Origin of the sequence: Dactylosporangium cerinum (genome assembly GCF_042653625.1) — a bacterium.
In the GTDB taxonomy this organism is placed as follows: domain Bacteria; phylum Actinomycetota; class Actinomycetes; order Mycobacteriales; family Micromonosporaceae; genus Dactylosporangium; species Dactylosporangium cerinum.
Genome location: NZ_JBHSIU010000005.1, coordinates 23,407 through 46,515, shown reverse-complemented (window position 1 = coordinate 46,515; position 23,109 = coordinate 23,407). Strand labels below are relative to the sequence as shown.

Annotated in this window: 25 protein-coding genes and 1 pseudogene; 14 read left to right on the top strand and 12 right to left on the bottom strand. The window is 70.7% G+C overall.

The window, feature by feature from the left end; genetic code table 11:
* Nucleotides 1–349: 349 nt before the first annotated feature.
* The gene (locus ACFPIJ_RS03570; RefSeq protein ID WP_380113126.1) at nucleotides 350–1,531 is read right to left on the bottom strand and encodes an MFS transporter; all 1,182 of its coding nucleotides are present in this window, start codon (nucleotides 1,529–1,531) and stop codon (nucleotides 350–352) included.
* On the bottom strand, nucleotides 1,528–2,487 hold the full coding sequence (locus tag ACFPIJ_RS03565; RefSeq protein ID WP_380113125.1) for an HAD family hydrolase: 960 nt from the start codon (nucleotides 2,485–2,487) through the stop codon (nucleotides 1,528–1,530). The genes ACFPIJ_RS03570 and ACFPIJ_RS03565 overlap by 4 nt, the downstream gene beginning before the upstream one ends.
* Between ACFPIJ_RS03565 and pdxR the strand changes: the two genes are divergently transcribed.
* Both pdxR and ACFPIJ_RS03555 read left to right on the top strand, forming a co-directional pair.
* On the top strand, nucleotides 2,470–3,831 hold the full coding sequence (gene pdxR, locus ACFPIJ_RS03560; RefSeq protein WP_380113124.1) for a MocR-like pyridoxine biosynthesis transcription factor PdxR: 1,362 nt from the start codon (nucleotides 2,470–2,472) through the stop codon (nucleotides 3,829–3,831). The genes ACFPIJ_RS03565 and pdxR overlap by 18 nt on opposite strands.
* A gap of 132 nt (nucleotides 3,832–3,963) precedes the next feature.
* The gene (locus ACFPIJ_RS03555; RefSeq protein WP_380113123.1) at nucleotides 3,964–4,173 is read left to right on the top strand and encodes an FCD domain-containing protein; all 210 of its coding nucleotides are present in this window, start codon (nucleotides 3,964–3,966) and stop codon (nucleotides 4,171–4,173) included.
* 66 nt (nucleotides 4,174–4,239) lie between these two features.
* Here the strand turns inward: ACFPIJ_RS03555 and ACFPIJ_RS03550 are convergent.
* Nucleotides 4,240–4,419 (bottom strand): annotated as a pseudogene (locus ACFPIJ_RS03550) (recombinase family protein); the annotation flags it as partial.
* A gap of 273 nt (nucleotides 4,420–4,692) precedes the next feature.
* Here ACFPIJ_RS03550 and ACFPIJ_RS03545 point away from each other — a divergent pair.
* Together ACFPIJ_RS03545 and ACFPIJ_RS03540 are read left to right on the top strand one after the other, a co-directional pair.
* The gene (locus ACFPIJ_RS03545; RefSeq protein WP_380113122.1) at nucleotides 4,693–4,902 is read left to right on the top strand and encodes a type II toxin-antitoxin system VapB family antitoxin; all 210 of its coding nucleotides are present in this window, start codon (nucleotides 4,693–4,695) and stop codon (nucleotides 4,900–4,902) included.
* The gene (locus ACFPIJ_RS03540) at nucleotides 4,899–5,324 is read left to right on the top strand and encodes a PIN domain nuclease (RefSeq protein ID WP_380113121.1); all 426 of its coding nucleotides are present in this window, start codon (nucleotides 4,899–4,901) and stop codon (nucleotides 5,322–5,324) included. The genes ACFPIJ_RS03545 and ACFPIJ_RS03540 overlap by 4 nt, the downstream gene beginning before the upstream one ends.
* A gap of 99 nt (nucleotides 5,325–5,423) precedes the next feature.
* Here ACFPIJ_RS03540 and ACFPIJ_RS03535 read toward each other — a convergent pair whose 3' ends face one another.
* On the bottom strand, nucleotides 5,424–5,981 hold the full coding sequence (locus ACFPIJ_RS03535) for a hypothetical protein (protein WP_380113120.1): 558 nt from the start codon (nucleotides 5,979–5,981) through the stop codon (nucleotides 5,424–5,426).
* Between the two features lie 614 nt (nucleotides 5,982–6,595).
* Here ACFPIJ_RS03535 and ACFPIJ_RS03530 point away from each other — a divergent pair.
* Nucleotides 6,596–7,192: a hypothetical protein gene (locus ACFPIJ_RS03530; RefSeq protein WP_380113119.1), complete on the top strand. Its 597-nt coding sequence runs from the start codon at nucleotides 6,596–6,598 to the stop codon at nucleotides 7,190–7,192.
* 54 nt (nucleotides 7,193–7,246) lie between these two features.
* On the opposite strand, the gene ACFPIJ_RS03525 is transcribed toward ACFPIJ_RS03530, so the two are convergent.
* The 5 genes from ACFPIJ_RS03525 to ACFPIJ_RS03505 all read right to left on the bottom strand — a co-directional run bounded on the left by ACFPIJ_RS03525 (nucleotide 7,247) and on the right by ACFPIJ_RS03505 (nucleotide 12,816).
* Complete coding sequence (locus ACFPIJ_RS03525; RefSeq protein ID WP_460494040.1) at nucleotides 7,247–8,620, bottom strand: serine/threonine-protein kinase; 1,374 nt, start codon at nucleotides 8,618–8,620, stop codon at nucleotides 7,247–7,249.
* Nucleotides 8,621–8,772: 152 nt separating this feature from the next.
* Nucleotides 8,773–9,366: a GTP-binding protein gene (locus ACFPIJ_RS03520; RefSeq protein ID WP_380113117.1), complete on the bottom strand. Its 594-nt coding sequence runs from the start codon at nucleotides 9,364–9,366 to the stop codon at nucleotides 8,773–8,775.
* The gene (locus ACFPIJ_RS03515; protein WP_380113116.1) at nucleotides 9,347–9,715 is read right to left on the bottom strand and encodes a DUF742 domain-containing protein; all 369 of its coding nucleotides are present in this window, start codon (nucleotides 9,713–9,715) and stop codon (nucleotides 9,347–9,349) included. Before ACFPIJ_RS03515 ends, ACFPIJ_RS03520 begins: the two co-directional genes overlap by 20 nt.
* Before the next feature lie 39 nt (nucleotides 9,716–9,754).
* Complete coding sequence (locus ACFPIJ_RS03510) at nucleotides 9,755–10,156, bottom strand: roadblock/LC7 domain-containing protein (protein WP_380113115.1); 402 nt, start codon at nucleotides 10,154–10,156, stop codon at nucleotides 9,755–9,757.
* Complete coding sequence (locus tag ACFPIJ_RS03505) at nucleotides 10,156–12,816, bottom strand: sensor histidine kinase (protein WP_380113114.1); 2,661 nt, start codon at nucleotides 12,814–12,816, stop codon at nucleotides 10,156–10,158. The genes ACFPIJ_RS03510 and ACFPIJ_RS03505 overlap by 1 nt, the downstream gene beginning before the upstream one ends.
* 373 nt (nucleotides 12,817–13,189) lie before the next feature.
* Between ACFPIJ_RS03505 and ACFPIJ_RS03500 the strand changes: the two genes are divergently transcribed.
* The 5 genes from ACFPIJ_RS03500 (at nucleotide 13,190) to ACFPIJ_RS03480 (ending at nucleotide 17,900) form a co-directional block, all read left to right on the top strand.
* Nucleotides 13,190–14,320: an ABC transporter substrate-binding protein gene (locus ACFPIJ_RS03500; RefSeq protein ID WP_380113299.1), complete on the top strand. Its 1,131-nt coding sequence runs from the start codon at nucleotides 13,190–13,192 to the stop codon at nucleotides 14,318–14,320.
* A gap of 45 nt (nucleotides 14,321–14,365) precedes the next feature.
* On the top strand, nucleotides 14,366–15,379 hold the full coding sequence (locus tag ACFPIJ_RS03495) for an ABC transporter substrate-binding protein (protein ID WP_380113113.1): 1,014 nt from the start codon (nucleotides 14,366–14,368) through the stop codon (nucleotides 15,377–15,379).
* 117 nt (nucleotides 15,380–15,496) lie between these two features.
* A complete protein-coding gene (locus ACFPIJ_RS03490) occupies nucleotides 15,497–16,306 on the top strand; it encodes a class I SAM-dependent methyltransferase (protein ID WP_380113112.1) in 810 nt (269 codons plus the stop codon).
* Nucleotides 16,299–17,075, top strand: coding sequence for an ABC transporter permease (locus ACFPIJ_RS03485; RefSeq protein ID WP_380113111.1), 777 nt, complete (start codon nucleotides 16,299–16,301; stop codon nucleotides 17,073–17,075). The genes ACFPIJ_RS03490 and ACFPIJ_RS03485 overlap by 8 nt, the downstream gene beginning before the upstream one ends.
* A gap of 45 nt (nucleotides 17,076–17,120) precedes the next feature.
* A complete protein-coding gene (locus ACFPIJ_RS03480; RefSeq protein ID WP_380113110.1) occupies nucleotides 17,121–17,900 on the top strand; it encodes an ABC transporter ATP-binding protein in 780 nt (259 codons plus the stop codon).
* Here the strand turns inward: ACFPIJ_RS03480 and ACFPIJ_RS03475 are convergent.
* Nucleotides 17,893–18,789: a LysR family transcriptional regulator gene (locus ACFPIJ_RS03475; RefSeq protein ID WP_380113109.1), complete on the bottom strand. Its 897-nt coding sequence runs from the start codon at nucleotides 18,787–18,789 to the stop codon at nucleotides 17,893–17,895. The two genes, ACFPIJ_RS03480 and ACFPIJ_RS03475, sit on opposite strands and share 8 nt — an antisense overlap.
* A 71-nt stretch (nucleotides 18,790–18,860) precedes the next feature.
* On the opposite strand from ACFPIJ_RS03475, the gene ACFPIJ_RS03470 reads away from it, so the two are divergent.
* The 3 genes from ACFPIJ_RS03470 (at nucleotide 18,861) to ACFPIJ_RS03460 (ending at nucleotide 21,608) form a co-directional block, all read left to right on the top strand.
* Complete coding sequence (locus ACFPIJ_RS03470; RefSeq protein ID WP_380113108.1) at nucleotides 18,861–19,829, top strand: SLAC1 family transporter; 969 nt, start codon at nucleotides 18,861–18,863, stop codon at nucleotides 19,827–19,829.
* A 48-nt stretch (nucleotides 19,830–19,877) separates the two neighbouring features.
* A complete protein-coding gene (locus ACFPIJ_RS03465) occupies nucleotides 19,878–20,378 on the top strand; it encodes a SigE family RNA polymerase sigma factor (protein ID WP_380113298.1) in 501 nt (166 codons plus the stop codon).
* A 168-nt stretch (nucleotides 20,379–20,546) separates the two neighbouring features.
* Nucleotides 20,547–21,608, top strand: coding sequence for a hypothetical protein (locus ACFPIJ_RS03460; RefSeq protein WP_380113107.1), 1,062 nt, complete (start codon nucleotides 20,547–20,549; stop codon nucleotides 21,606–21,608).
* Nucleotides 21,609–21,612: 4 nt separating this feature from the next.
* Here the strand turns inward: ACFPIJ_RS03460 and ACFPIJ_RS03455 are convergent, their stop codons facing one another.
* Nucleotides 21,613–21,882: a hypothetical protein gene (locus tag ACFPIJ_RS03455; protein ID WP_380113106.1), complete on the bottom strand. Its 270-nt coding sequence runs from the start codon at nucleotides 21,880–21,882 to the stop codon at nucleotides 21,613–21,615.
* A 159-nt stretch (nucleotides 21,883–22,041) separates the two neighbouring features.
* Between ACFPIJ_RS03455 and ACFPIJ_RS03450 the strand changes: the two genes are divergently transcribed.
* Entirely contained in the window at nucleotides 22,042–22,413 is a 372-nt protein-coding gene (locus ACFPIJ_RS03450; RefSeq protein ID WP_380113105.1) for a YciI family protein, read from the top strand.
* Here ACFPIJ_RS03450 and ACFPIJ_RS03445 read toward each other — a convergent pair.
* Complete coding sequence (locus ACFPIJ_RS03445; RefSeq protein WP_380113104.1) at nucleotides 22,397–23,107, bottom strand: RluA family pseudouridine synthase; 711 nt, start codon at nucleotides 23,105–23,107, stop codon at nucleotides 22,397–22,399. The genes ACFPIJ_RS03450 and ACFPIJ_RS03445 overlap by 17 nt on opposite strands.
* Nucleotides 23,108–23,109: the final 2 nt, after the last annotated feature.

The window sequence follows — 23,109 nt, the reverse complement described above, 5'->3', positions numbered from 1 at the left end:
TGCGCCTGTGAGGGCCCAGGGTGGCGGCCGGCGTCGGGTCGATGACCGGGCCGCGCTCCGCGCATCGAACTCACGGCCACCTGGGCCTTCCGAACGCGGCGACATCGACCGGATCACCGCACGGGTCCGTCAGGCACTGGGCGAGCCTCGTTTCACCACCGAGTTCCAACGCGGCAGCAGCCTCACCTTCGAAGAAGTGCGGACTCTCATGGCCGCGCTGAAGGCGCCCGTAGCGACTGTTGTCGGCACCAGGTGAAACAGATCAGGTTGAGGATCATCGGCGCGAGCCCCGAACCGGGGTGGTGCGATGCCGGTAGTGGTGGTGGGGCGGACGCCGGATATCGGGCTCTCACCGCCATGGACCGGAATCGGCTTCGGCGGGCTCTGGACGCCGGTCGAGGAGGCCGGCTGCCGCCGCGACCAGCCCGGCGAGGACCGCCACCACCACGAACGAGACCCGGAGCGAGGTCGCCGCCGCCACCGCCCCGATGACGCTGGGCGCTGCCAGTCCGGCGCCGTAACTGACCGTCGCCACACCGGCGACGCCGACCGCTGGGTTGGCCGTGGCGTGCCCGGCGGCGGCGAATGACAGCGGTACGACAACCGAGACGCCCGCCCCGATCAGCATGAACCCAGCCATGGCCAGCAGTTGCGTATTGGCGATGACGACGAGCAGCGCTCCGGTGGCGCCGAGCAGTCCGCAGATCCGTACCGTCCGGCCGACTCCGAGCCGCCGGACCACGAGGTCGCCGCTGAGCCGACCGCCGGTCATGGTCAGGGCGAACACGCTCGTCGCCAGCGCCGCCGTAGCCTCGTCGGCGCCGAGGACTCTTCGCATGAAAATGGCCGACCAGTCGTGGGCAGCGACCTCCGGAAAGACCGCGCAGAAGCCGACCAGTCCGATGAGCAGGACCCGCCCCGTCGGCAGAGTGAACCAGGGCACCCGTTCCTGCCCCGGCCGGTCGACGGCCGTGGGCGGCCCGCTGAACCTGGCTGCGGCGACCAGACCGGCCACCAGCAACCCGGCCGCGATCACCGCGAAATGCACGCGTGCGTCGACCCGAGCCCGAGCGAACAGCGAACCGGCGAACGCCGCCACGAGCACCCCGACGCTCCACGACCCGTGCAGCCCAGACATGAGCGACTTGCCGAGCCGCTTCTCCACCTCGATCCCCTGCGCGTTCATCGCCATGTCCGCGGTCCCGCTGGTCATCCCGAAGACAAACAGGAGCGCTCCGAAGACCACCACATTCGGGGCCAGCGCCGGCAACGCCAACGCGGCGCACCACGCCGCCAGCGTCACCATCGTTGAAGTCCGGCCGCCGAATCGCTGGACGAACCGGCCGGCCAGTGGGGTCGCAAGGAGCACGCCGACCGAGATCATCGACAGGGCCAGGCCGAGCTGTCCCGCGCCGAGGCGGAGGTGATCGGCGATCCACGGCAGCCGTGACGTGAATGTCCCGAGCACCGTGCCGTGGACCGCGAATACCGCCGCGACCGCCCAGCGTTCCCTCGCTGCCCGGCCGCTCATGACGGTACCGGAAAGAGCTGCTCGAGAACCTCGGCGACGCCGTCGTCGTCGTTTGCGCCGATGACCCGGTCGACCGCGGCGAGCACGTCCGGATGCGCGTTGGCGACGCCGTACGAGGTACCTGCCCAGGCAAGCATCGGCAGGTCGTTGGGCATGTCCCCGAATGCGACGGCGTCGGCGGGGTCGATGTCGCCGCGCGCCGCCAGGTCGGCCAGGGCCGAAGCCTTGCTCACGCCCGCGGCGGTCGCCTCGATCAGCCGTATCCCGTTCGAGTGGTAGACGGTGACGATCCCCGCGAGGACGGGCGCCGCGATCTGTAGCAATTCGTCGGCGGAGAGCACCTGGTGGCGGCCGAGGAGCTTGGGTGCGGGGCGGCCGAACAGCTCCGGGTCGCTGAGCCGCTGGAGGGTGACCCCGACGTCCCATGCGCCCGGCTCATAGCGGGCGTCGCCGGCGAGTTCGTCGGCGTATTCGACGGCCAGACCGATCCCGCCGACGGTCGAGCGCAGCAGCCGGGCCGCCTCGGCGAGGTGTGCCGGAGGGATGAGGTGCTCGTCGATGACCTTCTCGTGGTACAGGTCGTAGAAGAGCGCGCCGTTGGCGCAGATCGCCGTGCCCTGGTGACAGAACGCCTTGGCAACGGCATCCATCAGGCGCGGCGGTCGGCCGGTGACAAAGACGAAGCGCGCGCCCGCCTGCCCGATCCTTTCGAACGCGGCGACGGTGCGGGCAGAGATGGTGCCATCGCTGCGGATGATCGTCCCGTCGAGGTCACAGGCGACCAGGCGGGGCGTCAGGGACGGTGACATGAGCGGCTCCCTCGGGCAGCGGTAGCAGCCACCATAGAGAACGCTGGATCGGCGATACGATCCAATACTGTGCTGGAAAACCAGGCCAATACTGCCCAGGAAACCTTGCTGCTGCTCCTTGAAGGTCAGGTGGTTGGCCCGTTGCACGACCGGCTGCGCCGGGCCGTCCGTGCCGCGATCGTCAGCGGGCGGCTCCCGGCCGGCAGCACGCTCCCGCCGAGCCGCACCCTCGCCGCCGACCTGGGCTGCTCGCGGTGGGTCGTCACCGAGGCATACGCACAGCTGGCGGCCGAGGGTTACCTGGAGTCGCGCACCGGGTCCGCCACCCGCGTGCGTCCGAGCGCCGGCAGGGCCGCCACCCGACCCGCGCCGCCGGTGCCACTACCGCCGCCGCCGCGCTTCGACCTCGCCCCCGGGCTGCCGGACCTGCGGGCGTTTCCCCGTAAACACTGGTCGGAGGCGATACACCGGGCCAGCCTGCGGGCCGCATACCCGGACTTCGGCCACTTGGAGCCCGCCGGCCATCGCGACCTGCGACGGACCCTCGCCGAGCACCTCGTGCGCTCCCGTGGCGCGGCGTTGACGCCCAACGACACCACAATTTGCGCGGGCACGACCGACGGCGTTACGCGGATCGCCCGAGCCCTGCGAACCCGCGGCGTCACCCACGTCGCCGTCGAAGAGCCCGGCTGGCCAGGGACGCGCAAGGCCATCGCCGATGCCGGGCTCATGCCCGTCTCGATCAACGTCGACGGACACGGGCTACAGGTCGACCTGTTGCGGGCGCAGTCACGGATCCAGGCGGCGATCGTGGCCCCCGCACACCAGTTCCCCACTGGCACCGTCCTCGCGCCGGCCCGCCGCGCCGAGCTCATCGCCTGGGCCGACGAGGTCGACGGCATCATCCTGGAAGAGGACAAGGATGCCGACTTCCGCTACGACCGGCGTCCAGTCGCGGCCATGCAAGGCATGGCGCCCTCCCGGGTGGCCCTGCTCGGCTCGCTCAGCAAGACGCTCTCCCCAGCGCTGCGCATCGGCTGGTTCGCCGTTCCGCACCGCTGGGCGGCGGCGGTCCGGGCGGCCAACCCGATGGAGCTGCCACCGCCGGTGCTCGACCAGCTCGCGCTCGCTGCGTTCCTGGACAGCGGGGGCTACGACCGCCACCTTCGGGCCAGTCGGCGGCGCTACCGGGCCCGCCGCGACACGCTCATGGCACAACTGTCCCGGCAACTGCCCAGCGCCCGCATGTCAGGCGCCGCGGCCGGACTGCACCTGCTGCTCCACCTCGGTACGACCGACGCGGCCAGCGTGGTCGCGCTCGCAGCCAAGGAAGGTGTACGGGTCGGCAACCTCGCCGACTATCGCACGGCAACCGACCCCGCCGAGTCGACACTGGTCGTCGGCTACGGCAACCTCGCCGACAGCAGCGTCAACGAAGCGGTCGGTCGGCTCGCCAGAGCAATCGAACGCGCCACGGCTGTGCGCGCCTGACACTGCACTGACAGTTCGATCTCGGGCCTGACCGACTCGCTTGACCAGGCCGTTGCGACGTTGCCGATCATGCCCAGGAGATGACGCTCGTCGAGCGCACCGACGGCAAGATCTACGCCCTGGCCCGGGAGCGTGGGAGAGGCCAACGCGCGGTTCGCCGAGGCGCTGCGCCGCAGCAACGTCGACGCTGCCATCGCCGCCGATGGCGATTTCCACGGCGTCGCGGTCACCGCGCGTGCCAATCAGGCCATTCACACCGTGCTGGATCAGTTCACTCCTCTGCTGCGGCGCGTGGAGCGGCTGCGGTTCTCCCCGCTGAGCGGCCGGGACTCGGGAGAGTAAATGCTTGAGGGACGGATCACGCATGGTCTTGCGTCGAGGGTCGTTGAGGATGGTCGAGCACGTGGCTGCCAACTCGTCATCGAGGATGGAAGGCCACTCAGCAGGCCCGACCACCTGGCCCCGGTGCACACAGAGTCCCACGTACCCGGGATTGAGGACGGTGGCCTTTACCTGTTCGAGCGACCAGCCCCCTTTGCCGTTACGAGGGGTCGGCACGCCACGGTCGTTAAGATCAGCGAAACCGATGCTCTATCCCCTGAGCTACGAGGGCGCGATGAGCGGTGTACCGACGCCCCCGCTGACCTGCGTCGGCATATCCCGCCCGCACGTGACCCGGATGCATTCGGGCTGGTGAGACCGGCCACCGATCACCCGATCGGCGTTTGCGACCGACCCTTGTCCGTCCGGTGTGCCGGGTTGGTCTGCTGCGACCTTCGCTGGTCCGCTTCGCCGAGCACTCGTCGAGCGCTGGCCAGGCGTATATACTGATGACCGGAAGAAGATATATGGGGGGCTGCGATGACCAAGAAGCTGATCGACATCGACTTGGACGCCTTGGCGGAGGCAACAGCGCTGCTCGGGACGAAGACGCAGAAGGACACCATCAACACTGCCCTCCGCGAGGTGGCCGCCATCCAGCGTCGCGCCAAGGCTCTGGACGAGCTGACCGAGATCGCCGCTACCGGCGCGTTCGATCATCTGCTTGACAAGGGGAACTACCGGCCGTGAGCACAGTTCGGTTTCTCGCCGACACGAGTGCCGTGGTGCGCCTGCTGCGCAACCAGCGGGTGCAGGAGCTGTGGCAGCCGCAGTTACGGGCCGGCGTGATCGGCATCTGCACCCTCACTGAACTGGAGTTCCTTCGCGGAGTGCGGTCCAAGGCCGACCACGACCGGTATGCCGCATTGCTGGGGTCGGTCTTCACGTGGGTGGTGACCCCGGACGACGTGTGGCATCGAGCCGCCGAGGTCCAGCAGCTGCTCGCGGACGGTTCGGAGCACCAGGGACCCAGCGCGGTCGACCTGCTGGTGGCGGCGGCCGCCGAGCTGTCCGGCCTGTCACTGCTGCACTACGACCACGACTTCGAGACGATCGCGCGGACGACCCAGCAGCCGACCACCTGGCTGGCGGCTCCCGGCTCCATTGACTGACCCGGGCAACGGCTTGCCGCATGTAGTCCACGCTGCGTCATCTGGCTCCGGAGTCGAGGCCTTACTGATCGTCTCCGAAGACGCGGACCTGACCAGCTACTACGACAATGGCTCGGCTGCTTGGTGCAAGGTCCTGCCGTCGGTAAGCCGAAACCATGCGGGAGCCCAGATCTGTGCCTTCTCTGGCTGCCCGGTGGCTGCATCGATGATGTGCCGGATGAGTTCGATGAGCCGATGGGGTTGCGCGTCGTACGCCCACTCCACTGGCCCCTTGACGTCGTTGCGCCAGTGGACGGTCGAACGGCTCTGGTCTTCGTCGAGCCACGCCCGAATCGCGTCGCGATCCTGGCCGACGAGGTCCGGCACCTGAATCGTCAGCGCAGTGCCGTCCGGAATCGCCTGGTGCAAGATGAGTCGTTGAACCGCCGATGCGCGTCGTTCGGTAGCGGCCTGGGTAGCCGCCTGGGTGCTGACGCTGGAGCGCGGTCGAATCATGAACTGTTCCGCGTCGGGAACCGGGAGAAGCTGGGAGACCGACAGCACCTGCTCGCCACCGGCTGTGCGGTACAGCTGGTAGCGGACAAGGCGCACATCGATGCCGCTCTCGTACAGGAAGAGTGCGGTGTTCGTGACCACGGGCCCGAAGTCTGCGGCCATCAGGACGATTCGAGGTGGGCTGAGCGTGTCGTCAGAAATGCCTTCCGCCCACTCCATGAGCTGCTCACGGGCCTGACATGACCTTGGACGACCTGATGTGGTGGCGTCCTGAACCGCCGAGGAGGGGGCGTCCACGCAAATCGTGAACGTGATTGCGACCATCGAGCATGAGACAGAGTCGATAGGCTGCCGGCAGCTGAAGACTGACGCTCGATGCGCTGTGCATCTATTCGACACGCCGTAGGTCGCTGATCATTCATGCGGCCGAAGCGACGACGAGTTCCGAAACTGTGGCAATGAACATGCTGGATACGCGACTGAGACATGAAGAACCAGCGGAATTAGGAAACCGTTGCTCTATCCCCTGAGCTACGAGGGCGCGATGAGCAGTGTACCGACGCCCGCGCTGACCTGCGTCGGCATATCCCGCCCCGGCGTGGCCGTGGGGTGTTCGGGCTGGTGAGACTGTCGACCGATCACGCAATCGGTGTTTGCGACCGGCGTGGCCCGTCCGGTATGCCGGCCTCCGCGCCAGAGCGAAGGGTGTGACGTCTTGTGCCAGTAATCCGCTCTTCTGAAGGATGCGAAGTATGTCGACCTGAGGAGGATCTTCCGTGCGGCATCTTGGAACCCTGATCACCGCGATCGTCGTCGCCCCGCTCGCCTGGGTACTGCTGGCGATCGGTCAGCAGCGGTCCGTCGCGGCGTTCTCCGGAGACCTGCAGCCCGCAGAGTTCGTGCGGCCCTTGCTGGTGCTGGCGGCGGCCGGACTGCTTCTGGGCGTGCTCGGCACCCTGCGGTTCTCCCCGCTGGGCGCAATGGTGATCGGCATCGTGTACATCCTCAGCGACACGATGCTGCTCGTCTCGCCGTCGGCTGTGATGCGCGTGTTCACCGACGACCTGCATGTCGCGGACCGGCACATCGACCTGACCGAGCCGATCCGGAGCGGCACGGCGATGGTGCTCGGCGTGCTGCTGCTGGTCGGAGCGGCCAGCGTGCAGCGGTGGCGTCGCTGGCCACGACCCGACCGCGACGGGGCGCCTGAGACGGCCGCTGAGGACCGTCCGGTCGGCGTTGACGGGCTCGGCCTGAACACTCCACAGCAGGACACCGAGCCCGAACTGTCCGTCCGGTACGCCACAAGCTCTGAGCCCTATGCAACGTCGCGGCGCGGCACCTCGGCGAGCGACGCCCCCTACAGCTGGTGAGTCGGCGACGGCCTGGGAGAGTCTGCCGAAGTTGTATGGCTGGACGCGGTGTACTCAGTCCAGGAGAGGGCGCAGCAGGGCCGTGAGGGTGTCGGCGGTCTGTTCGTCGAGGTCCCTGTCGTCGCGCATGTCGTCGATCCTCCGCTGCAGGTCCTGGGCCGTCCTACGTTCCTTGCTGCGGCCGATGTTCTGGCGTAGGTCGTTGACCTTGTCCCGCAGCTTGTCCGCGGCGTCGGAGTCGATCCTGCCGTCGGCGAGAGCGTCGGCGATGACGACGTCGAGTTGGTTCACGATGGCCTGCGGGGTGGTGGCGGAAGGGGCGGGTGACGCGGCCGCGGCCGCGGACGGGGACGACGGTGGGCTTGTCTGGGTCGGCGAGCCCGGCTGGGCGGTCCTGTCCGCGGGACGGGACAGCAGCATCGTGGTAACGACGGTCAACGCGAGCACCAGCACCACCACCGTGCCGATCAGCCCGCCCAGCAACGGCCGCGACACGCGCCGCGCAGCGGGGACGTCCGGCTGCTCGGCAAGTACCGCCGATCGGGATTCGATCATGGTGGGTGGGTGTGGCAGTGGTGCCGATCCGACGGCGTATCCAGCGCGTGCGGTGTGCGTGGCCGGCGGTGGATCGGCAACGAGTATCGGCAGGGCGGTCGTGACCTGCGGCGGCTGGCCGGCGGCCGCGGCCAGATCCTGCGCCACGGCGTCGGCGCTGGGCCGTCGGGCGGGGTCGGGAGACATGCAGTCCATACACAGCTGGCGCACCTCGTGTGGCAGCCCCGGCACCTGCGGCGGCGGAACCGGCGGTCCGGTCCGGTGTGCCGCGGCCGCCTCCCGCCAGGTGGCGATCCTGACGGGCGGATGCCCGGTCAGCGCCTCGTACAGCAGTACACCCAATGCATAGACGTCACTCTCGGGCAACGCCGCGCCGGGCCGGAGCCGCTCGGGTGCCGCGTATGTCGGGGTGCCGACCAGCCGACCGCCGTCGGCGTCCGGTTCGCCGCCGCTCAACGCGGCAATGCCGAAGTCGAGGATCTTGGCGCCCATGTGGGCCAGCATCACGTTGCCGGGCTTGATGTCGCGATGCACTACACCGATGCGGTGGGCGGCGGCCAGCGCTGCGGCGATCTGAGCGGCCATGATGGTCGCCTGCCGCCAAGGCAGTGGTCCGAACCGCAGCCGATCCGCGAGGCTCTGCCCCTCGACGAGCTCCATCACCAGGTACGCCACCACCGCGCCGCCGGGCAGGGCCGCCTCACCGTAGTCGTACACCTGGGTCACGTGAGGATGAGTCAGGCGGGCCGCGGCGCGCGCCTCGGTCCAGGTTGCGGCGCGCAGCAATGGGTCGGTGGCCAGCGGCGTGGTGAGCACCTTCACCGCCACCTGGCGGCCCAGGATCTCGTCCTCGGCCCGCCAGACCTGTGACATACCGCCCCCCTCGATACGGTCGCGCAGCGTGAACCGATCGTGGAGGCGTACCCCAGAAGCCAACGGCGACATGGACACCAGTGTGCCCGGCCCATGCGGGCCGAGCTCGTCGGCGCGGCCGAGGCACTCGAGGTCCGCGGGGTGGGCCCGGATTACACCGGTGCTGTGGTCAGCAGGGACAGGGCGTGCTCGGCGATGGTGATCAGGACCTGTTTCACCGATTCGCGGGAGCGGGCGTCGATGAGGACCAGTGGCACGTGGTCGGCGATGGCCAGGGCTTCACGGACCTCGTCGACGTCGTACTCCGGGGCGCCGTCGAAGCAGTTGACTGCCGCCAGGTAGGGCAGGTCGCGGTGCTCGAAGAAGTCGATGGCGGTGAAGCTGTCCTGGATCCGGCGCGTGTCGACGATGACCACCGCGCCCAGGGCACCGCGGATCAGCTCGTCCCACATGAACCAGAAGCGGGTCTGTCCGGGGGTGCCGAACAGGTACAGGATCAGATCGCGGGCGATCGTGATGCGACCGAAGTCCATTGCGACCGTGGTGGTGCTCTTCGCCGGCACGGCGGTGGTGTCGTCGACGTGCACGCCGGCTGCGGTCATGACGGCCTCGGTGGTCAGCGGGGTTATCTCCGAGATCGCGCCGACGAGGGTGGTCTTGCCGGCGCCGAAGCCGCCGGCGATGACGATCTTCGCGGCGGTGACCCGGCTCGCGTCACAGGAACGGTCAGAGGCTGCGGAGTCCAACGAGAACCCTTTCCAGTACGTTGATCCGCTCCTCTGTGTCGCCCGCTTCGAGCGGCTCGTGGAGGGTCAGGATCCCTTCGGTGATCATGTCGGCGACGAGGACCCGGGCAACGCCGAGCGGCACCCGCAGGTGGACGGCGATCTCGGCCAGTGACTGCGCGCGGCCGTCGCAGAGGGTCGCGATGAGATGCCGGTCCCGTCCGGCATACCGGCTCTCCTCCACCCCCCGCTGCATGGTCAGCATCACCGCCTCGATGGCGATCTCGCGGGTGGGCTCGGTCCGGCCGCGGGTCACCGCGTACGGGCGAACGAGATTTCCGCGCGGGTCCTCCTCGCCGTACTGATCCATTGCCGCCTCCGCCCTCAGCCGCCCTCCCGCCTGCCTTCCTTACCGGGCCGCCGTTTCGCGGGGAGGTGACACCAGTGACTTGCCGACGCGCTCGACCAGCAGGGCCATCTCGTAGCCGACATGGCCCACGTCGCAGTGCCGGGCCGCGAGCACCACGAGCGAGGAGCCGTCGCTGATCGACATGAGGATCAGGTACCCGGCCTCCATGTGCACGATGGTCTGCTGCACGTTGCCGCCCTCGAAGTGCCGGGCCGTGCCGTAGGTCAGGCTGACCAGCCCGGCCGTGATCGAGGCGAGCTGCTCGGCCCGCTCCGGCGGGAGGTCACCCGTGGCGGCCAGCAGCAGCCCGTCGGACGACACCACGATGACGTGGGCGATCCCGTTCAACTGCTGGGCGAAGCTGTCGAGCAGCCAGTCCATGCTTTCCAACGCGCCGGTCATCAGCGATGCTCCTCGGTTGCCTGTGCCGCATGGTCCGGATTCGATTGGCCCGCCTGCCGTCCACGCTGGACACCCCGCTGATACGAGGAGAGCAGGCCGCGCAGTTCCTCGGCGCTGGGCCGGTTGAGTTTGGCCGGCCGGGCGGGCACGCCGCCCGGCACGAGCTGGGCCTGCGGTGCGCGTTTGGGCAGACCGGACCGGGTGTTGCCGGCGAGCGGCGGATCCTGCGCCGCGGATGCCGCGCGCCAGCCGTCGTCGGCCGCGCTGCGCCAGTTCGCGCGTCCGGAAGCCGCGGCGGGCTCGGCGGCGGGCTCGGCGGCGGGCTCAGCGGCGGCGGGCTCAGCGGCGGCCGACCGCCGCCGCGCCGCGGGCTGCGGCGCCGATGCCGATGCTGGGGCCGGGGCTGGTGGCACCGCGACCGGTGCGGGGCGGGTCGTCGTCGGTGGCCCCTGCATCACGCTGTGGCCACGCTCGTGGAACCACGCCGTTTCGATCTCGCGGAAGATCGGCAGCTCCGTGGTGTCCTCGGCGGCCATGTCCGCGTTCCAGACCGGCTGGGGCGACGGGCTCACCAGGTCGGCCCACCGGTTCGGCCCCGGATCGGTCGCCGCCACGGGCGGCCACTCGGGTGGGTGGCTCGGACCGGGCGCCACCATCGTCGCGGTGCCGGCCGGCGCCGCCGCGCCACCGCCGGAGGTGACCGCGGCGGGACGCCGCCGGACCGGAACGGCCGGCACCCGCCCGCCGCGCGGCGGGACGAGGACGCCCTGCGGCAGCACGATCTCCGCGACGGTGCCGCCGCCGACGTTGTTGCGCAGCTGCACAAGGATCCTGTGCCGGAAGGCGAGGCGTCCGACGACCGCGATGCCCATCAGCCGGAAGGCGCCGATGTCGACCGGCGGCGGTTCGGCGAGCCGGCTGTTGTAGGCGGCCAGCGAGTCCGGGTCGATGCCGAGCCCGCGGTCCTCGATCTGCAGGATCGCGCGGTCGCCGAGGCGCCGGCCGGTGAGCACGACCGGCGCGTTCGGCGGCGAGAACCGGGTCGCGTTGTCCAGCAGCTCGGCGAGCAGCCGGACGGTGTCATTGACGGCCGGGGCCGCCACGAACACGTCGTCGTCGACCGTGGGGAACTCGATCCGCTCGTACAGCTCGATCTCGGACTGGGCGGCGCGCATCACGTCGATGAGCGGCGCGTTCTGGCGGCGCGGCGGGGTGGTGTCGGCGCCGGCGAGCACCAGGACGTTCTCGTCGTTGCGCCGCATCCGGGTGGCGAGGTGGTCCAGCTGGAAGAGATCGGCCAGCCGCCTGGGGTCCTCCTCGCCGTGCTCGATCCGGTCGAGCTGGCCGATCATCCGGTCGACCAGGGTCTGGCTGCGGCGCGCCAGGTTGAGGAACATGGCCGAGACGCTGTTGCGCAGAACGGCCTGCTCGGCCGCGACCCGGACCGCCTCGCGGTGCACGATGTTGAAGGCCCGCGCCACCTCGCCGATCTCGTCCTTGCTGTGGAACCCGATCGGGTCGCGGACCTGGTCGGCGATCTCCTGCGGCGAGCGCAGCGACCGGGCGTCGCGGAACTGGCTGACCGCGGCGGGCAGGTCGTGCTCGGCCACGGCGAGCGCGCTCTGCCGCAGCCGGCGCAGCGACACGACCATCGAGCGGGCCGTGACCAGGGCCAGGCCGAGCACGACCGCCAGGACCAGCACCACGATGGCCGACTCCACGATCACCTGGCGGCGCACGGCGGAGCCGATGCCGGCGGCGTCGGCGATGAGCCCGTCGTCGAGTTGTTCCTCGGTCCAGCGCATGAGGTCGTTGACCGCGCCGAACACGGACACGGCGTCATCGGCGGAGACGGGGGGCGGCTGGCCGACCGACCGTTGCAGCGTGCCCGTCATGTCGTCGGCCATCTGGGTGGCGTCGCCGGCGATCGTGGCCTCCACGAGCCGGCGCTGCTCCACGTTGGCCGAGAGCGAGAAGGCGACGAACGCCTCCTGCTGGCCGGTGAGCGTGGCCAGCAGCGCGGACAGCTGATGAGCGTCGAGCGGGCCGGCCTTCAGCGCGGCGTAGACGGTCGCCTCCTGCTCCGCCACGCGCGCCTTCGCCTTGGAGAACGCCGCCGCCGCCCGCAGCGCGTCGGCGAGATCCGGGTCGGTGCTCACCTGTCCGAGGGCCTCACGGTAGGAGACGAGGTCCTCGACGATCACGCCGTACCGCAGCAGGACCTCGGCCACCGATACGCCCTGCCGGCTGCTGACCTCGGCGCGGATCGCCGAGACGGCCTCGAGCTGGTCGTTGATGCGTTGCAGCCGGTCCCGGATCGCGGTGGGCACCTCGCCGAGCGCGTCGCGGCGCTTGGCGTAGGCGGCGATGGCCACATCGGTCCGCAGGATCTGCCGGTTGTACGCCATCGGTGCCGGGGCGGGGGAGGCCAGCAGTGCCGCAGCGGTCATCCGTTCCAGATGGATCTGCTGAGAGAGGGCCGACACGTCGGCCGACAGCCGGGTGAGGGCACCCACCCGGACGGCGTCGCCCGCGCGGTCGGCGGCGCTGTTCAGCCGGAACGCGGCCAGCGTCACGATCGCCATGATGGGGATCAGCAGGATGAGTCCGAGCTTGGCGCGGATTCTGGTGTTGGCCAGTCGGGGCCGACCGATGCGCAACCTACTACCTGCAGGCTTCTTCGATGCGGGCATGCAAGGTCTCCGCGTGCTCGTGGTCGCCTAGGACGGTCCGGCGGATCGACGGTCGCGCAGGATGGTGACCTGGCGGCCCCCGGCGCAGGACAGCGCATTCCACCATGTCCGACATTCCTGAGGAAACCCGGTAAGGCATTCACAAGTGTCTCTGAGTACTATCAGGTTCATCAATGAGTAAGAAGCCATACCAAGTTCAGCAATGGTGTCAGAAAGCGTATTTCGAGCCTCTTGACCGTCCTGGTACGAGTTGGCAAGGTGTTGGCGGTCAGCGCGGTCCATAGGGGCCGGGGCATCGAGCGGGGGAATTGACGTGCGACGCTGGCGATCTTTTGCGGCGATGCTCGCGGTGGTCGCCGCGTCCGCAGCGGGATGCACGAGCGTCAATGAAAAACAGGAAACTGATGTCGTTGTCGCGGCGAGCCTGGAGCTCTCCGGCAGCGCGGCCGACCTCGGCACGGCGTACAAGCGCGCGCTGGAACTGCGGGTGGGCCAGATCAACTCCGGCGGTCTGCTGGGCCGGCGCCGGATTGCCCTGCGGGTGCACGACAACCGCAGCGACCCGGCGATCGCGCTGACCCAGATCACGGAGTTCACCGGCGATTCCGACGTCACCGCGATCATCACCGGGGCCTGCGCCGAGTGCGTGACCGGTGCCGCGAAGGTGATCAACGATGCGCACCGGCCGACGATCGCCCTGTCGCCGGTGGCCGAGGTGAGCGCTCCGCTGGCCGACCGCAGGTACATCTTCCGCCTCGCCCCCAACGTCGACGACGACGCGAGCGTCCTGGCCGGCGAGCTGGCCCGGGCCGGGCGGCGCAAGGTCGCGTTCGTCTCCAGCGACGACGCCTACGGCCGGGGCGGCGCGGAGGCGCTGGCCCGGGAGGTCGCCAAGATCGGCGCGAAGGTGGTCGCCCACGGGCAGTATCCGTCGGCCGGCGGCGACCTCGGCCGGGCGGCCCGCACGGTCACCGCCGGCAGCCCGGACGCGATCGTGGTCTGGGGCTACCCGCCGCAGGCCGCGACGGCCATCGGCGCCCTCCGCGACGCCGGCTACCGCGGCCAGGTGTACCTGGACGCCGGCGCCGCCGGGGAACTCTTCCTCAGTGGACCGTCCGCGGCCACCGACGGCACGGCGCTCGTCTTCACCCAGACGCTCGCCATCGACGACGTCATCGCGACCACGCCCGCGAAGGCGGCCCGCCGGCAATGGTTCCAGGACTACACATCCCGCTACGGGACCTATCACGGGCACGCGTCATTTGCCGCGGACGCGCTGCAGCTCGTCGTGAATGCGGTCGTCAAATCCGGCTCGACCGACGGGGCAACGCTGCGCGCGGTGCTGGAAACCTCGCAGATCGATGGTCTCAGCGGTCAGGTCAGATTGACGCCCAGCAATCACTCCGGGTTCATGCCGCAGTCCTTGACGATGCTCGAGGCGCGCGGCGGTCGCTGGCGCCTGCTCGGTTAGAACATGTGTTCTGAACTTTCGAAAAATACGAATGGGGAATCCGCGATGAGGCGTTACCGCGCATTGCTGGTGGCGGTGTTGGCCACGGCACTGATCGGCACGACGGGTGGCTGCACGAGTTCGAAGGCCGAACCCGCCGCCGCGGAGAAGCAGGCCGACAAGGTCACCTACCTGACGGCGTTCGGCGCCGTCGGTCGTGATGCCTTCGCCTGGGTGGCCCAGGAGAAGGGGTACTTCAAGGAGGCCGGGCTCGACGTCACCATCCAGCTCGGCGCGGCCACGGGTGAGAACCTCAAGGGCCTCGCCGCCGGCCAGGCGCAGTTCGCCAACCTGGACCTGATCGGGGCCTGGATCCTCGCCGGCAAGGGCGACTACAAGGACTTCCGGACCATCGCCGCGATCCACCAGCAGTCGCTGGTCTCGATCGTGACGCTGGAAGGATCGGGCATCACCTCGCCCAAGGACCTCGAGGGCAAGAAGGTCGGCGCCGCGACCGGCTCGGTCAACCAGCTGCTGTTCCCGGCCTACGCCAAGCTGGCCGGCATCGACGCGAGCAAGGTCCAGTGGGTCAACGCCCAGCCTCCCCAGCTGCCCGCGCTGCTGGCCGGTGGTCAGGTCCAGGCGCTGAGCACGTTCCTCATCGGCTCCAAGGGCATCGAGAAGGCGGCCGGCGGCAAGAAGGCCGTGATCCTGCCCTACAGCAAGTACCTCGGTGACCTCTACGGCAACGGCATCATCACGACCGCGAAGATCGCCAAGGAGAACCCGGACCTCGCCCGGCGGTTCCGTGACGCCTCGCTCAAGGCCGTGAAGTACAGCATCGAGCACCCCGACGAGGCCGCGCAGATCCTGAAGAAGGCGCAGCCCGCCGCCGACATCACCGCCGCCGTCGGCGAGATCACCCTGATGACGCCGTACGTCAGCTCCGGCGCCGCGATCGGTGCCATGGACCAGGAGCGCGTCGCCCGTGCGATCGCCACCCTGCAGGCCGGCGGCCTCATCCCGGCCGGCCTGACCCCGGACGCGGTCGTCGACTTCGGCCTCACGCCGAAAGCCTGACCTCAAGATCGCCGGAGCCCGATCTCGAGATCGCCGAAGCCTGACCTCGAGATCGCCGAAAGCTTGACCTCGAGATCGCTGAAAAGCCTGACCTCGAGATCCCGGGAGGAGCCGCACATGACCACATCCATCGACCCCAACAGGTCGCGGTACTCGTTCGACAACGACGATCCCGAGTCCGTGGGGCGGCACAACCACCTGTCCGCCATGCTCGACGGCTTCACCTTCGACCGGCTCGGCACGGTCGGCGAGCTGACCGGCCGGCGCTGCCTGGAGGTCGGCGCCGGCGGTGGCAGCGTCGCCCGCTGGCTCGCCGGCCGGACCGGCCCGGACGGCCGGGTGCTGGCCACCGACCTCAACACCCGGCACATCCCGACCGGCGACGGATACTCCGTGCTGCAGCACGACCTGGTCGCCGAGCCCGTGCCGGAAGGTCCCTGGGACCTCATCCACGCCCGGCTGGTGCTGCTGCACATCCCCCAGCGCGCGGAGATTCTCGCGCGACTGGCGGCGGCCCTCGCCCCGGGCGGGGCGCTGGTCGTGGAGGACTGGGCGACGGAGTTCGGCAACCTGTGCCTCTCGGCCCCGGACCGCGAAACCGCCGAACTCATCAACCATTACCAGGACGTCCTGGTGCACCAGGTGCTACCCGCCCGGGGCAACGACCCCACCTGGGCCGCACGGGTGCACGACACGATGCTGGCGGAAGGGCTCGTCGACGTCGACACGGCCATCCACGCGGAGTCCTGGCCCGGTGGTACTCCCGGCGCACTGCTCATCGCCGTCAACGTGGCGCAGCTCCGCAACGAGTTCATCGCCGCCGGGTTCACCGCCGAGCGGATCGAGCAGCTGGACGTCGCCGTGCAGGATCCGCGCCTGGTCGTCCGGGGACACTTCACCTACTCGACCATCGGCCGCCGTGCCTGAGGAGCGGACGTCGTCGCGGTGGCAGGTGGTCGCCCTGCCGGCGGCCGGTGCCACCGCGGCGGTCGGCCTCTGGTGGGGCATCACGGTGATCTTCGGCATCCGGTCGTTCTTCCTGCCGGCGCCGCCGGACATCATCGCCTCCTTTCGCGCGCAGCCCGCCTACCTGCTTCGGGAGACCTGGGCCACGGTGTCGGAGACGCTGCTCGGCTTCGGGATCGGGGTGGTCGCGGGCCTGACCATCGCCATGATGCTCACCGCGTGGCGGGCGGTCGAACGGGCGACGTTCCCGCTCCTCGTCGCCCTCAACTCGATCCCGAAGGTCGCGGTCGCGCCGCTGCTGGTCGTCTGGCTGGGATACGGGCCGAAGCCGAAGATCGTGCTGGTGGTGCTGATCTGCTTCTTCCCGATCGTCGTGTCGACGGTCGCCGGACTGACCTCAACCCCGGCCGACCTCGGCGAGCTGGCCCGGTCCCTGTCCGCCTCCTGGTGGCAGGGCTACTTCAAGGTCCGGCTGCCGTGGGCACTGCCGCAGGTCTTCGTCGGCTTGAAACTGGGCGTCTCGCTGGCCGTCATCGGCGCGGTGGTGGCCGAGATCAGCAGCCCGAACCAGGGACTCGGCGCCGTCATCGTGCTGTCGGGCAGCTCGCTGGACACCCCGCTCGCGTTCGCCGCCATCGTGCTGCTGGCGCTGCTGAGCATCGTGCTGTTCTACCTCATCGTTGCCCTCGAGCGGTTGCTGCTGCCGTGGGCCCGGGCGATCTCCGCGTAACCCTCCGGAGGAGCCATGAAGGGAGGATCCATGATGGGAGGAGCCATGATCGAGCTTGCCGGGGTGTCCCGGACCTTCCGCACCCGCTCCGGTGACATCGAGGCGCTGCGCGGCATCGACCTGACGGTTGCCGAGGGCGAGTTCCTCGCCGTCATCGGTCGCTCCGGCTGCGGGAAGTCCACCCTGCTGCGGTTGCTGGCCGGACTGCTGCCGCCGACGGACGGCACGGTGCTGGTCGGCGGCACTCCGGTCACCCGGCCCCGTCGCGACGTCGCCCTGATGTTCCAGCGACCGGCCCTGCTGCCGTGGCGGTCCGTGCTCGCCAACGTGCTCCTGCCGGTGGAGATGCACGGCGGCAAGCGCGCGCAGCACCGGGAGCGGGCCCGCCAGCTCCTCGACGCCGTCGGCCTGGCCGGCTTCCACAAGCGGCTGCCCCACGAGCTGTCCGGTGGCATGCAGCAACGCGTCGCGCTGTGCCGCGCCCTCATCCAGCAGCCGAAGGTCCTGCTCATGGACGAGCCGTTCTCCGCCCTCGACGCGCTGACCCGCGAGGAGCTGGCGGGTCAGTTGCAACAGGTGCACATGGACGTCAGGCCCACGACCGTCTTCGTCACCCATTCCATCCAGGAAGCGGTGCTGCTGGCCGACCGCGTCGCCGTGCTCAGCGAACGCCCGGGACGCGTCCGGCACGTCCTCACCGTCGACATCCCCCGCCCCCGGTCGTTCGGCCGCAACGCACACCTCGCGGACGTGGCGACCTGCGTGGCCGAGCTGACCGACCTCTTGCACGACACGGACGCCCCCGCCCCGATCCGCATCACCTGACCGCCCCGGCGGCGATCGTGAAGAGGTCCCGTTCCGGGCCGGTGAGCTGCATGCCCGCCGGCCAGATGGCGCGCAGCTCGCGGTGCAGGTCGACGTCGATGACCGGGACGGCGGTGAGCGTGCCGGCGGCGAGGTCGGCGGTGACGGCGAGGGAGCTGAGGACGGCGGGCGTGTCGCCGTACGCCACCGCGTGCTTGATCGCGGTGGTCGAGGAGAGCTCCAGCAACGGCACCGTCGAGGAGCCCAGGGCCTGCTCCAACGCCCGGCGGGTGCCGGAGCCGGCCTCGCGGGTGACCAGTGGTGTCGCGGCGAGTTCGGCGGCGGTGACACTGGAGCGGCGGGTCCACGGGTGGCCGGGCGCGACGACGACGGTGAGGCGGTCGGTGGCGACGGTTGCGGCGTGCAGGCCGGCCGGCAGGTCGGGGCCCTCGACGAAGCCGAGCGCGGTGTCGCCGGCCAGGACGCGGGCGGCGACGTCGGCCGAGTTGGCGGCCTGGAGGACGACGCTGAGGTCGGGGTGGGCGGCGCGCAGTGCGACGAGCCACGCGGGGAGCAGGTATTCGGCGACGGTCTGGCTGGCCGCGACGGCCAGGCGGCGGGTGTGGGTGTCGCGGAGCGCCGCCACGCCGAGGGCGAGTGCGGAGGCGGCGTCGACGGCGGTGCGGGCCCAGTCCGCGACCAGCGCTCCGGTGGGCGTGAGGGTGGAGCCGCGGGTGGTGCGGTGCAGGAGGGTGAGGCCGAGCCGGCGCTCGAGCTGACGGAGGCGGGCACTGGCGGCCGGTTGGGAGACGCGGTGTTCGGCGGCCGCGCGGCCGACGCTGCCGAGGCGGGCCACGGACAGCAGCAGGTCGAAGCTGGTGAGGTCGGTGACCTGCGGCGGGAGTGGCATAACCGCAGCCTATGGCGGCATCAGGGGAAGACCGGTACCGGGAGGGCGCCGAAGGATCAAGGCTGAACGGTGTGAAAGCCAATCGGTTTGCCGCGGTGATGGGCACCGGGATCGTTGCGAACGCCGCCGTGACGTTGCCGCTGCAGGTGAGCGGGCAGCGGCAGGCGGCCGCGGTGGTGTGGGCGGCCGCGGCGACGCTGTTGGTGGCGCTGGTCGTGCACCCGGCGCTGGTCGCGCACCCGCGGAAAACGGAAACACGGAACGGGGCGCTGCCCATGGCCGTGCTGACCGTCGGCGCCGGGGCGCTGCTGGCCGGTGGGGCGTGGATCGGGGAGTCGGCGGCGGTTGCCCTGGATGCGCTGCTGTGGTGCGTGGGCACCGGGATCGGGCTGGTGACGGCGGGTGCCGCGCTGCGCGCGCGGAAGGTCGGGCCGCCTGATCCGACCTGGCTGCTGCCCGTCGTCCCGCCACTGGTCTCGGCGTCCACCGGCGCGCTGCTGCTCCCGCACGTGCCCGGCGCGCTCCGGCCGGGGCTGCTCGGGGCCTGTGTGGTCCTGTTCGGGGCCGGGCTGCCCGTGGCGGCGGTGACGCTGGCCAGGGTGTGCCGCGGACCGCGGACCGCGCCGGCGGTGTGGATCGTGCTCGGGCCGCTCGGCCAGTCGGCGACCGCGGCGCTCCTGCTGGGCCGGGCCACCGGACATGCGACGGCGGCGCTGTGGTTCGCGGGGCCGGTCCTGCTCGGCGCGATCGGGTGGGGGATCGGCGCTGCGATCGTGACGGCGGCCGCGATGCGCAGGGGGCTCCCCTTCTCCCTCGGCTGGTGGAGCTTCACGTTCCCGGTCGGGACCGTCGTCACCGGGATGACGGGGGTCGCGGCGCAGACCGGCAGTCCCGCGGCCGCCTGGCTCGCCGTCACGCTCTACGCCGTGCTGGTCGCCGCCTGGATCACGGTCGTGTCCCGGACCGTCGGCGCAAAAGCCGTTCGCAGGGCTGTCAACGGGCGGGGCGCCGAAGGGACTCTGTTGGGGGACATGGTCTGACAGAGGGGACGAAGCGTGGTGACCCTGCAGCCGACCGAGGCCCACGTCGTGGGGTTCGAGGCGTTCGTCGCCGCCCGGGGTGCGGCGCTGGTGCGCTTCGCGATCCTGCTCACCGGCGACGACCACCGGGCCGAGGACCTGGTGCAGGAGGCGCTGGCCAAGGCCTACCTGCGCTGGTCGAGCATCCGGCGCGCCGACGACCCCGAGGTGTACGTGCGCCGGCTCGTCCTGAACGGGTCGCGGTCCTGGTGGCGGCGCCGGACCAACCGGGAGGTCCCGGTCGAGCGGGCGCCCGACGGCACCGCGCCCGGCGACCTGAGCCTGGAGTCGGCCGACCGGGACGAGCTGTGGCGGCTGGTCGCCGCGTTGCCGCTCAAGCAGCGCGCCGTCGTCGTCCTGCGGTACTACGAGGATCTCGACGACGCGGCGATCGCGCAGGTCCTGGAATGTTCACCGACGACCGTCCGCACCCACGCCATGCGCGCCCTGACCAGGCTGCGCGGGCGCCTCGACGCGGACGGCCGGAGCGCGGCGGAGGAGACGGCATGACCGGCCAGCGCAGCGTCTCGGGCCGGTCATCATGTGGCGGGGTTGGGTCAGGCCGACGCCGGAGCGTAGCGGAGGGGGCGGCATGACCGGCCAGCGCAGCGTCTCGGGCCGGTCATCATGTGGCGGGGTTGGGTCAGGCCGACGCCGGAGCGTAGCGGAGGAGGCGGCATGACCGACATCGAGACCAGGCTGGCGCGGAGTCTCACCGCGCGGGCCGACCGGCCGGTCGAGGTCGACAGGCTCGCCCACCGCGCGGTGACCAGGGCCGGGCGGATCCGGACCCGCCACCGGGTGGTCGCGGGCGCCGCGGCGGCGGTGCTGGTCGTTGCCGGGGTCGTCGGGGTGCGCGCGCTGCTGCCCGAGCGCAAGGACACCACGCTGCCCGTCGCGCTGGGCATCCCGTCCGCGGCGAGCCGGCCCGAGGGGATCGGCACGGACCCGGGGCTGCTGCACTTCGACGTGGACGTGCGCGCGTTCGGCGTGCCGCCGGCGTACACCGTCTGGGGTTCGGCCGAGGACCACGAGTCGGTGAGCGTCTACGCGTCCGACAACAGCCTGATCGCCGCCGTGTACCTGGCGCCGACGGCGTCGGACCTGAAGCGGGCCCTACGGCCGTTGAACTCCACCGCCGTCGACACCACGGTCGGCGGCCGGCCGGCCAAGGCCGACACGTTCGCGGTGGGTGCCGGCGATCCGGCGGTGCGGTACACGGACCTGCGGTGGGAACCGCGGGATGGCATCTTCGCCGCCGTGTGGGCGCCGGACCGGGCGGGCGCGGTGCAGGCATTCGACGCCGTCCGGCTCGACCGGGCCCAGCGGTGCGTGACCCCGATGCGCCTGTCCGCGCTGCCGGCCGGGGCCCGCTGGACCGAGTGCGAGACGGCGGTCCGCGCCGGGCAGGTCCCGGGCCGGGCCGGGTGGCGCTGGTCGGACCTCACCATCCAGCAGGTCGACGGCACCCGGGTCCGGCTGTGGGCGGCGTCCGAGCACGACGTCGCGGAGTTCAAGCCGGACCGGGTCGTGGCCGGCTACCCCGCGCAGTGGGTCACGGAGGGCATGCGCGGCCTGTGGATCCCCGAGTTCGGGCCGGTCAGCCTGTATGTCGGCGAGCGGGATGCGTTCCACGCGGATCTGATCAGCGAGGAGCAGGCGGTCTGGTACATCCAGCGCCTCCAGATCTTCGAGGACCTCACCAACCCGGCGGCCTGGCCGACGACCATCACCCGCTAGAACGTCAGAACGCCAGCGCGACCAGCGGAGTCAGGCCGGCGATCAGACAGGTGCCGGCGACCAGGGCCCGGACACTGCCGAGCCGGGCCGCGGCCGCGAGCAGGAGCAGCTGCGCGACGACCACGAAGACCGCGGTCCCGTTGGTGAGCGGGTCGAGGAGCATGGCGACCCCGAGTGCGATCGCCGCCACGCTCGGCAGCAGCATCAGGTACTGGCGCAGGGCCGGGTGCCGCACGACGCGGGTCCCGGTGTTCCGAGTCATCGTCACGGTCATGGATATGACCGTATGGAAGCGGCCGGCCCGGTCCCAGCCCGCTGTCTACCGTGTCGGGGGTAGTGCCAGCCCTACCAGAAAATATGTTGGTGGTCCGTGTCGGATCGGGGCCGGCCCGTTCGAGGTACCGGTGAAGACACCTGCTGATAGGAGACGGACATGCGCTACCTCGTGCTGCTGAAGGGGTCGACCCCGGGCACCCCGCCCCCGCCCGAGCTGATGGCCGCGATCATGAAGCTGGGCGAGGACGCCACCGCCGCCGGCGCGCTGCTCGACACCGCCGGGCTCGCCCCGAGCGTGGACAGCGCCCGGGTGACCGTGACCGGTGGCGCCCTCGACGTGATCGACGGGCCGTTCGCCGAGACCAAGGAGATGATCAGCTACGCGCTGTACCAGGTACGGACCAAGGCCGAGGCCACGGAGTGGACCACCCGGTTCATGAAGCTGCACCGCGACCTGTGGCCCGGCTGGGAGGGCGCCGCCGAGGTGCACCGTGTCTTCGGCCCCGAGGACTTCAGTCCGGCGGGATGACCGCGCCGGGGACGGGGGCCAGGAACTCCGCGGACGGCGGGGCCGACACCGTGACCCGCTCGTCGCCCAGGTCGAACGACAGCCGCCACGCGTGCAGATGCGTCCGCCCCGTGGCGGCCTTGTCGAACAGCGGATCGCCCAGGATCGGGTGACCGATCCAGGCCAGATGCACCCGGATCTGGTGGCGCCGGCCCGTCAGCGGGTTGGCGACCACCAGGGCGTGCCGCTCGTCCTGCCACGGCACCCGCAGCTCCGTCACCGACGGATACGTCGGGACCTGGTCGAACACGGCCTCCGCCGGCACCGACCAGGTCCCGTCGCGCAGCGCGATGCTCTCCCGGGCCGCCGCGATCCGGACCCGGTTCTTGCGCCCGACGCTCAGCGGCAGGTCGATCCGCGCGTCGGCGGGCAGGCCACCGGGGCTCACCACGGCCAGGTAGGCCTTCGCAACGGTCCGCTTGTTGAACTGCCGGGTCAGCCCGCCGTGCGCGGCGAGGTCCTTGGCGAACAGGATCACGCCGGAGGTGACCTTGTCGATGCGGTGCACCGGGAACAGCGTCTCGCCGGCGTCGGCGGCCATCCGCACCAGGTCCGACTCGTGCCGCTCACCCATGACGGAGACACCGACCGGCTTGTCCAGCACCAGCACCGCGTCGTCCTCGAAGAGCACGCGCTTCCGGTAATCCGCCCACATCG

Excerpts from the sequence above, each read along its gene's own strand:
- ACFPIJ_RS03570 (WP_380113126.1), bottom strand. The coding sequence starts at position 1,531 with ATGAGCGGCCGGGCAGCGAGGGAACGCTGGGCGGTCGCGGCGGTATTC.
- ACFPIJ_RS03545 (WP_380113122.1), top strand. The coding sequence starts at position 4,693 with ATGACCAAGAAGCTGATCGACATCGACTTGGACGCCTTGGCGGAGGCA.
- ACFPIJ_RS03535 (WP_380113120.1), bottom strand. The coding sequence starts at position 5,981 with ATGGCCGCAGACTTCGGGCCCGTGGTCACGAACACCGCACTCTTCCTG.
- ACFPIJ_RS03525 (WP_460494040.1), bottom strand. The coding sequence starts at position 8,620 with ATGTCACAGGTCTGGCGGGCCGAGGACGAGATCCTGGGCCGCCAGGTG.
- ACFPIJ_RS03515 (WP_380113116.1), bottom strand. The coding sequence starts at position 9,715 with ATGGATCAGTACGGCGAGGAGGACCCGCGCGGAAATCTCGTTCGCCCG.
- ACFPIJ_RS03510 (WP_380113115.1), bottom strand. The coding sequence starts at position 10,156 with ATGACCGGCGCGTTGGAAAGCATGGACTGGCTGCTCGACAGCTTCGCC.
- ACFPIJ_RS03500 (WP_380113299.1), top strand. The coding sequence starts at position 13,190 with ATGCTCGCGGTGGTCGCCGCGTCCGCAGCGGGATGCACGAGCGTCAAT.
- ACFPIJ_RS03495 (WP_380113113.1), top strand. The coding sequence starts at position 14,366 with ATGAGGCGTTACCGCGCATTGCTGGTGGCGGTGTTGGCCACGGCACTG.
- ACFPIJ_RS03490 (WP_380113112.1), top strand. The coding sequence starts at position 15,497 with ATGACCACATCCATCGACCCCAACAGGTCGCGGTACTCGTTCGACAAC.
- ACFPIJ_RS03480 (WP_380113110.1), top strand. The coding sequence starts at position 17,121 with ATGATCGAGCTTGCCGGGGTGTCCCGGACCTTCCGCACCCGCTCCGGT.
- ACFPIJ_RS03475 (WP_380113109.1), bottom strand. The coding sequence starts at position 18,789 with ATGCCACTCCCGCCGCAGGTCACCGACCTCACCAGCTTCGACCTGCTG.
- ACFPIJ_RS03460 (WP_380113107.1), top strand. The coding sequence starts at position 20,547 with ATGACCGACATCGAGACCAGGCTGGCGCGGAGTCTCACCGCGCGGGCC.
- ACFPIJ_RS03455 (WP_380113106.1), bottom strand. The coding sequence starts at position 21,882 with ATGACCGTGACGATGACTCGGAACACCGGGACCCGCGTCGTGCGGCAC.
- ACFPIJ_RS03450 (WP_380113105.1), top strand. The coding sequence starts at position 22,042 with ATGCGCTACCTCGTGCTGCTGAAGGGGTCGACCCCGGGCACCCCGCCC.
- ACFPIJ_RS03445 (WP_380113104.1), bottom strand. The coding sequence starts at position 23,107 with ATGTGGGCGGATTACCGGAAGCGCGTGCTCTTCGAGGACGACGCGGTG.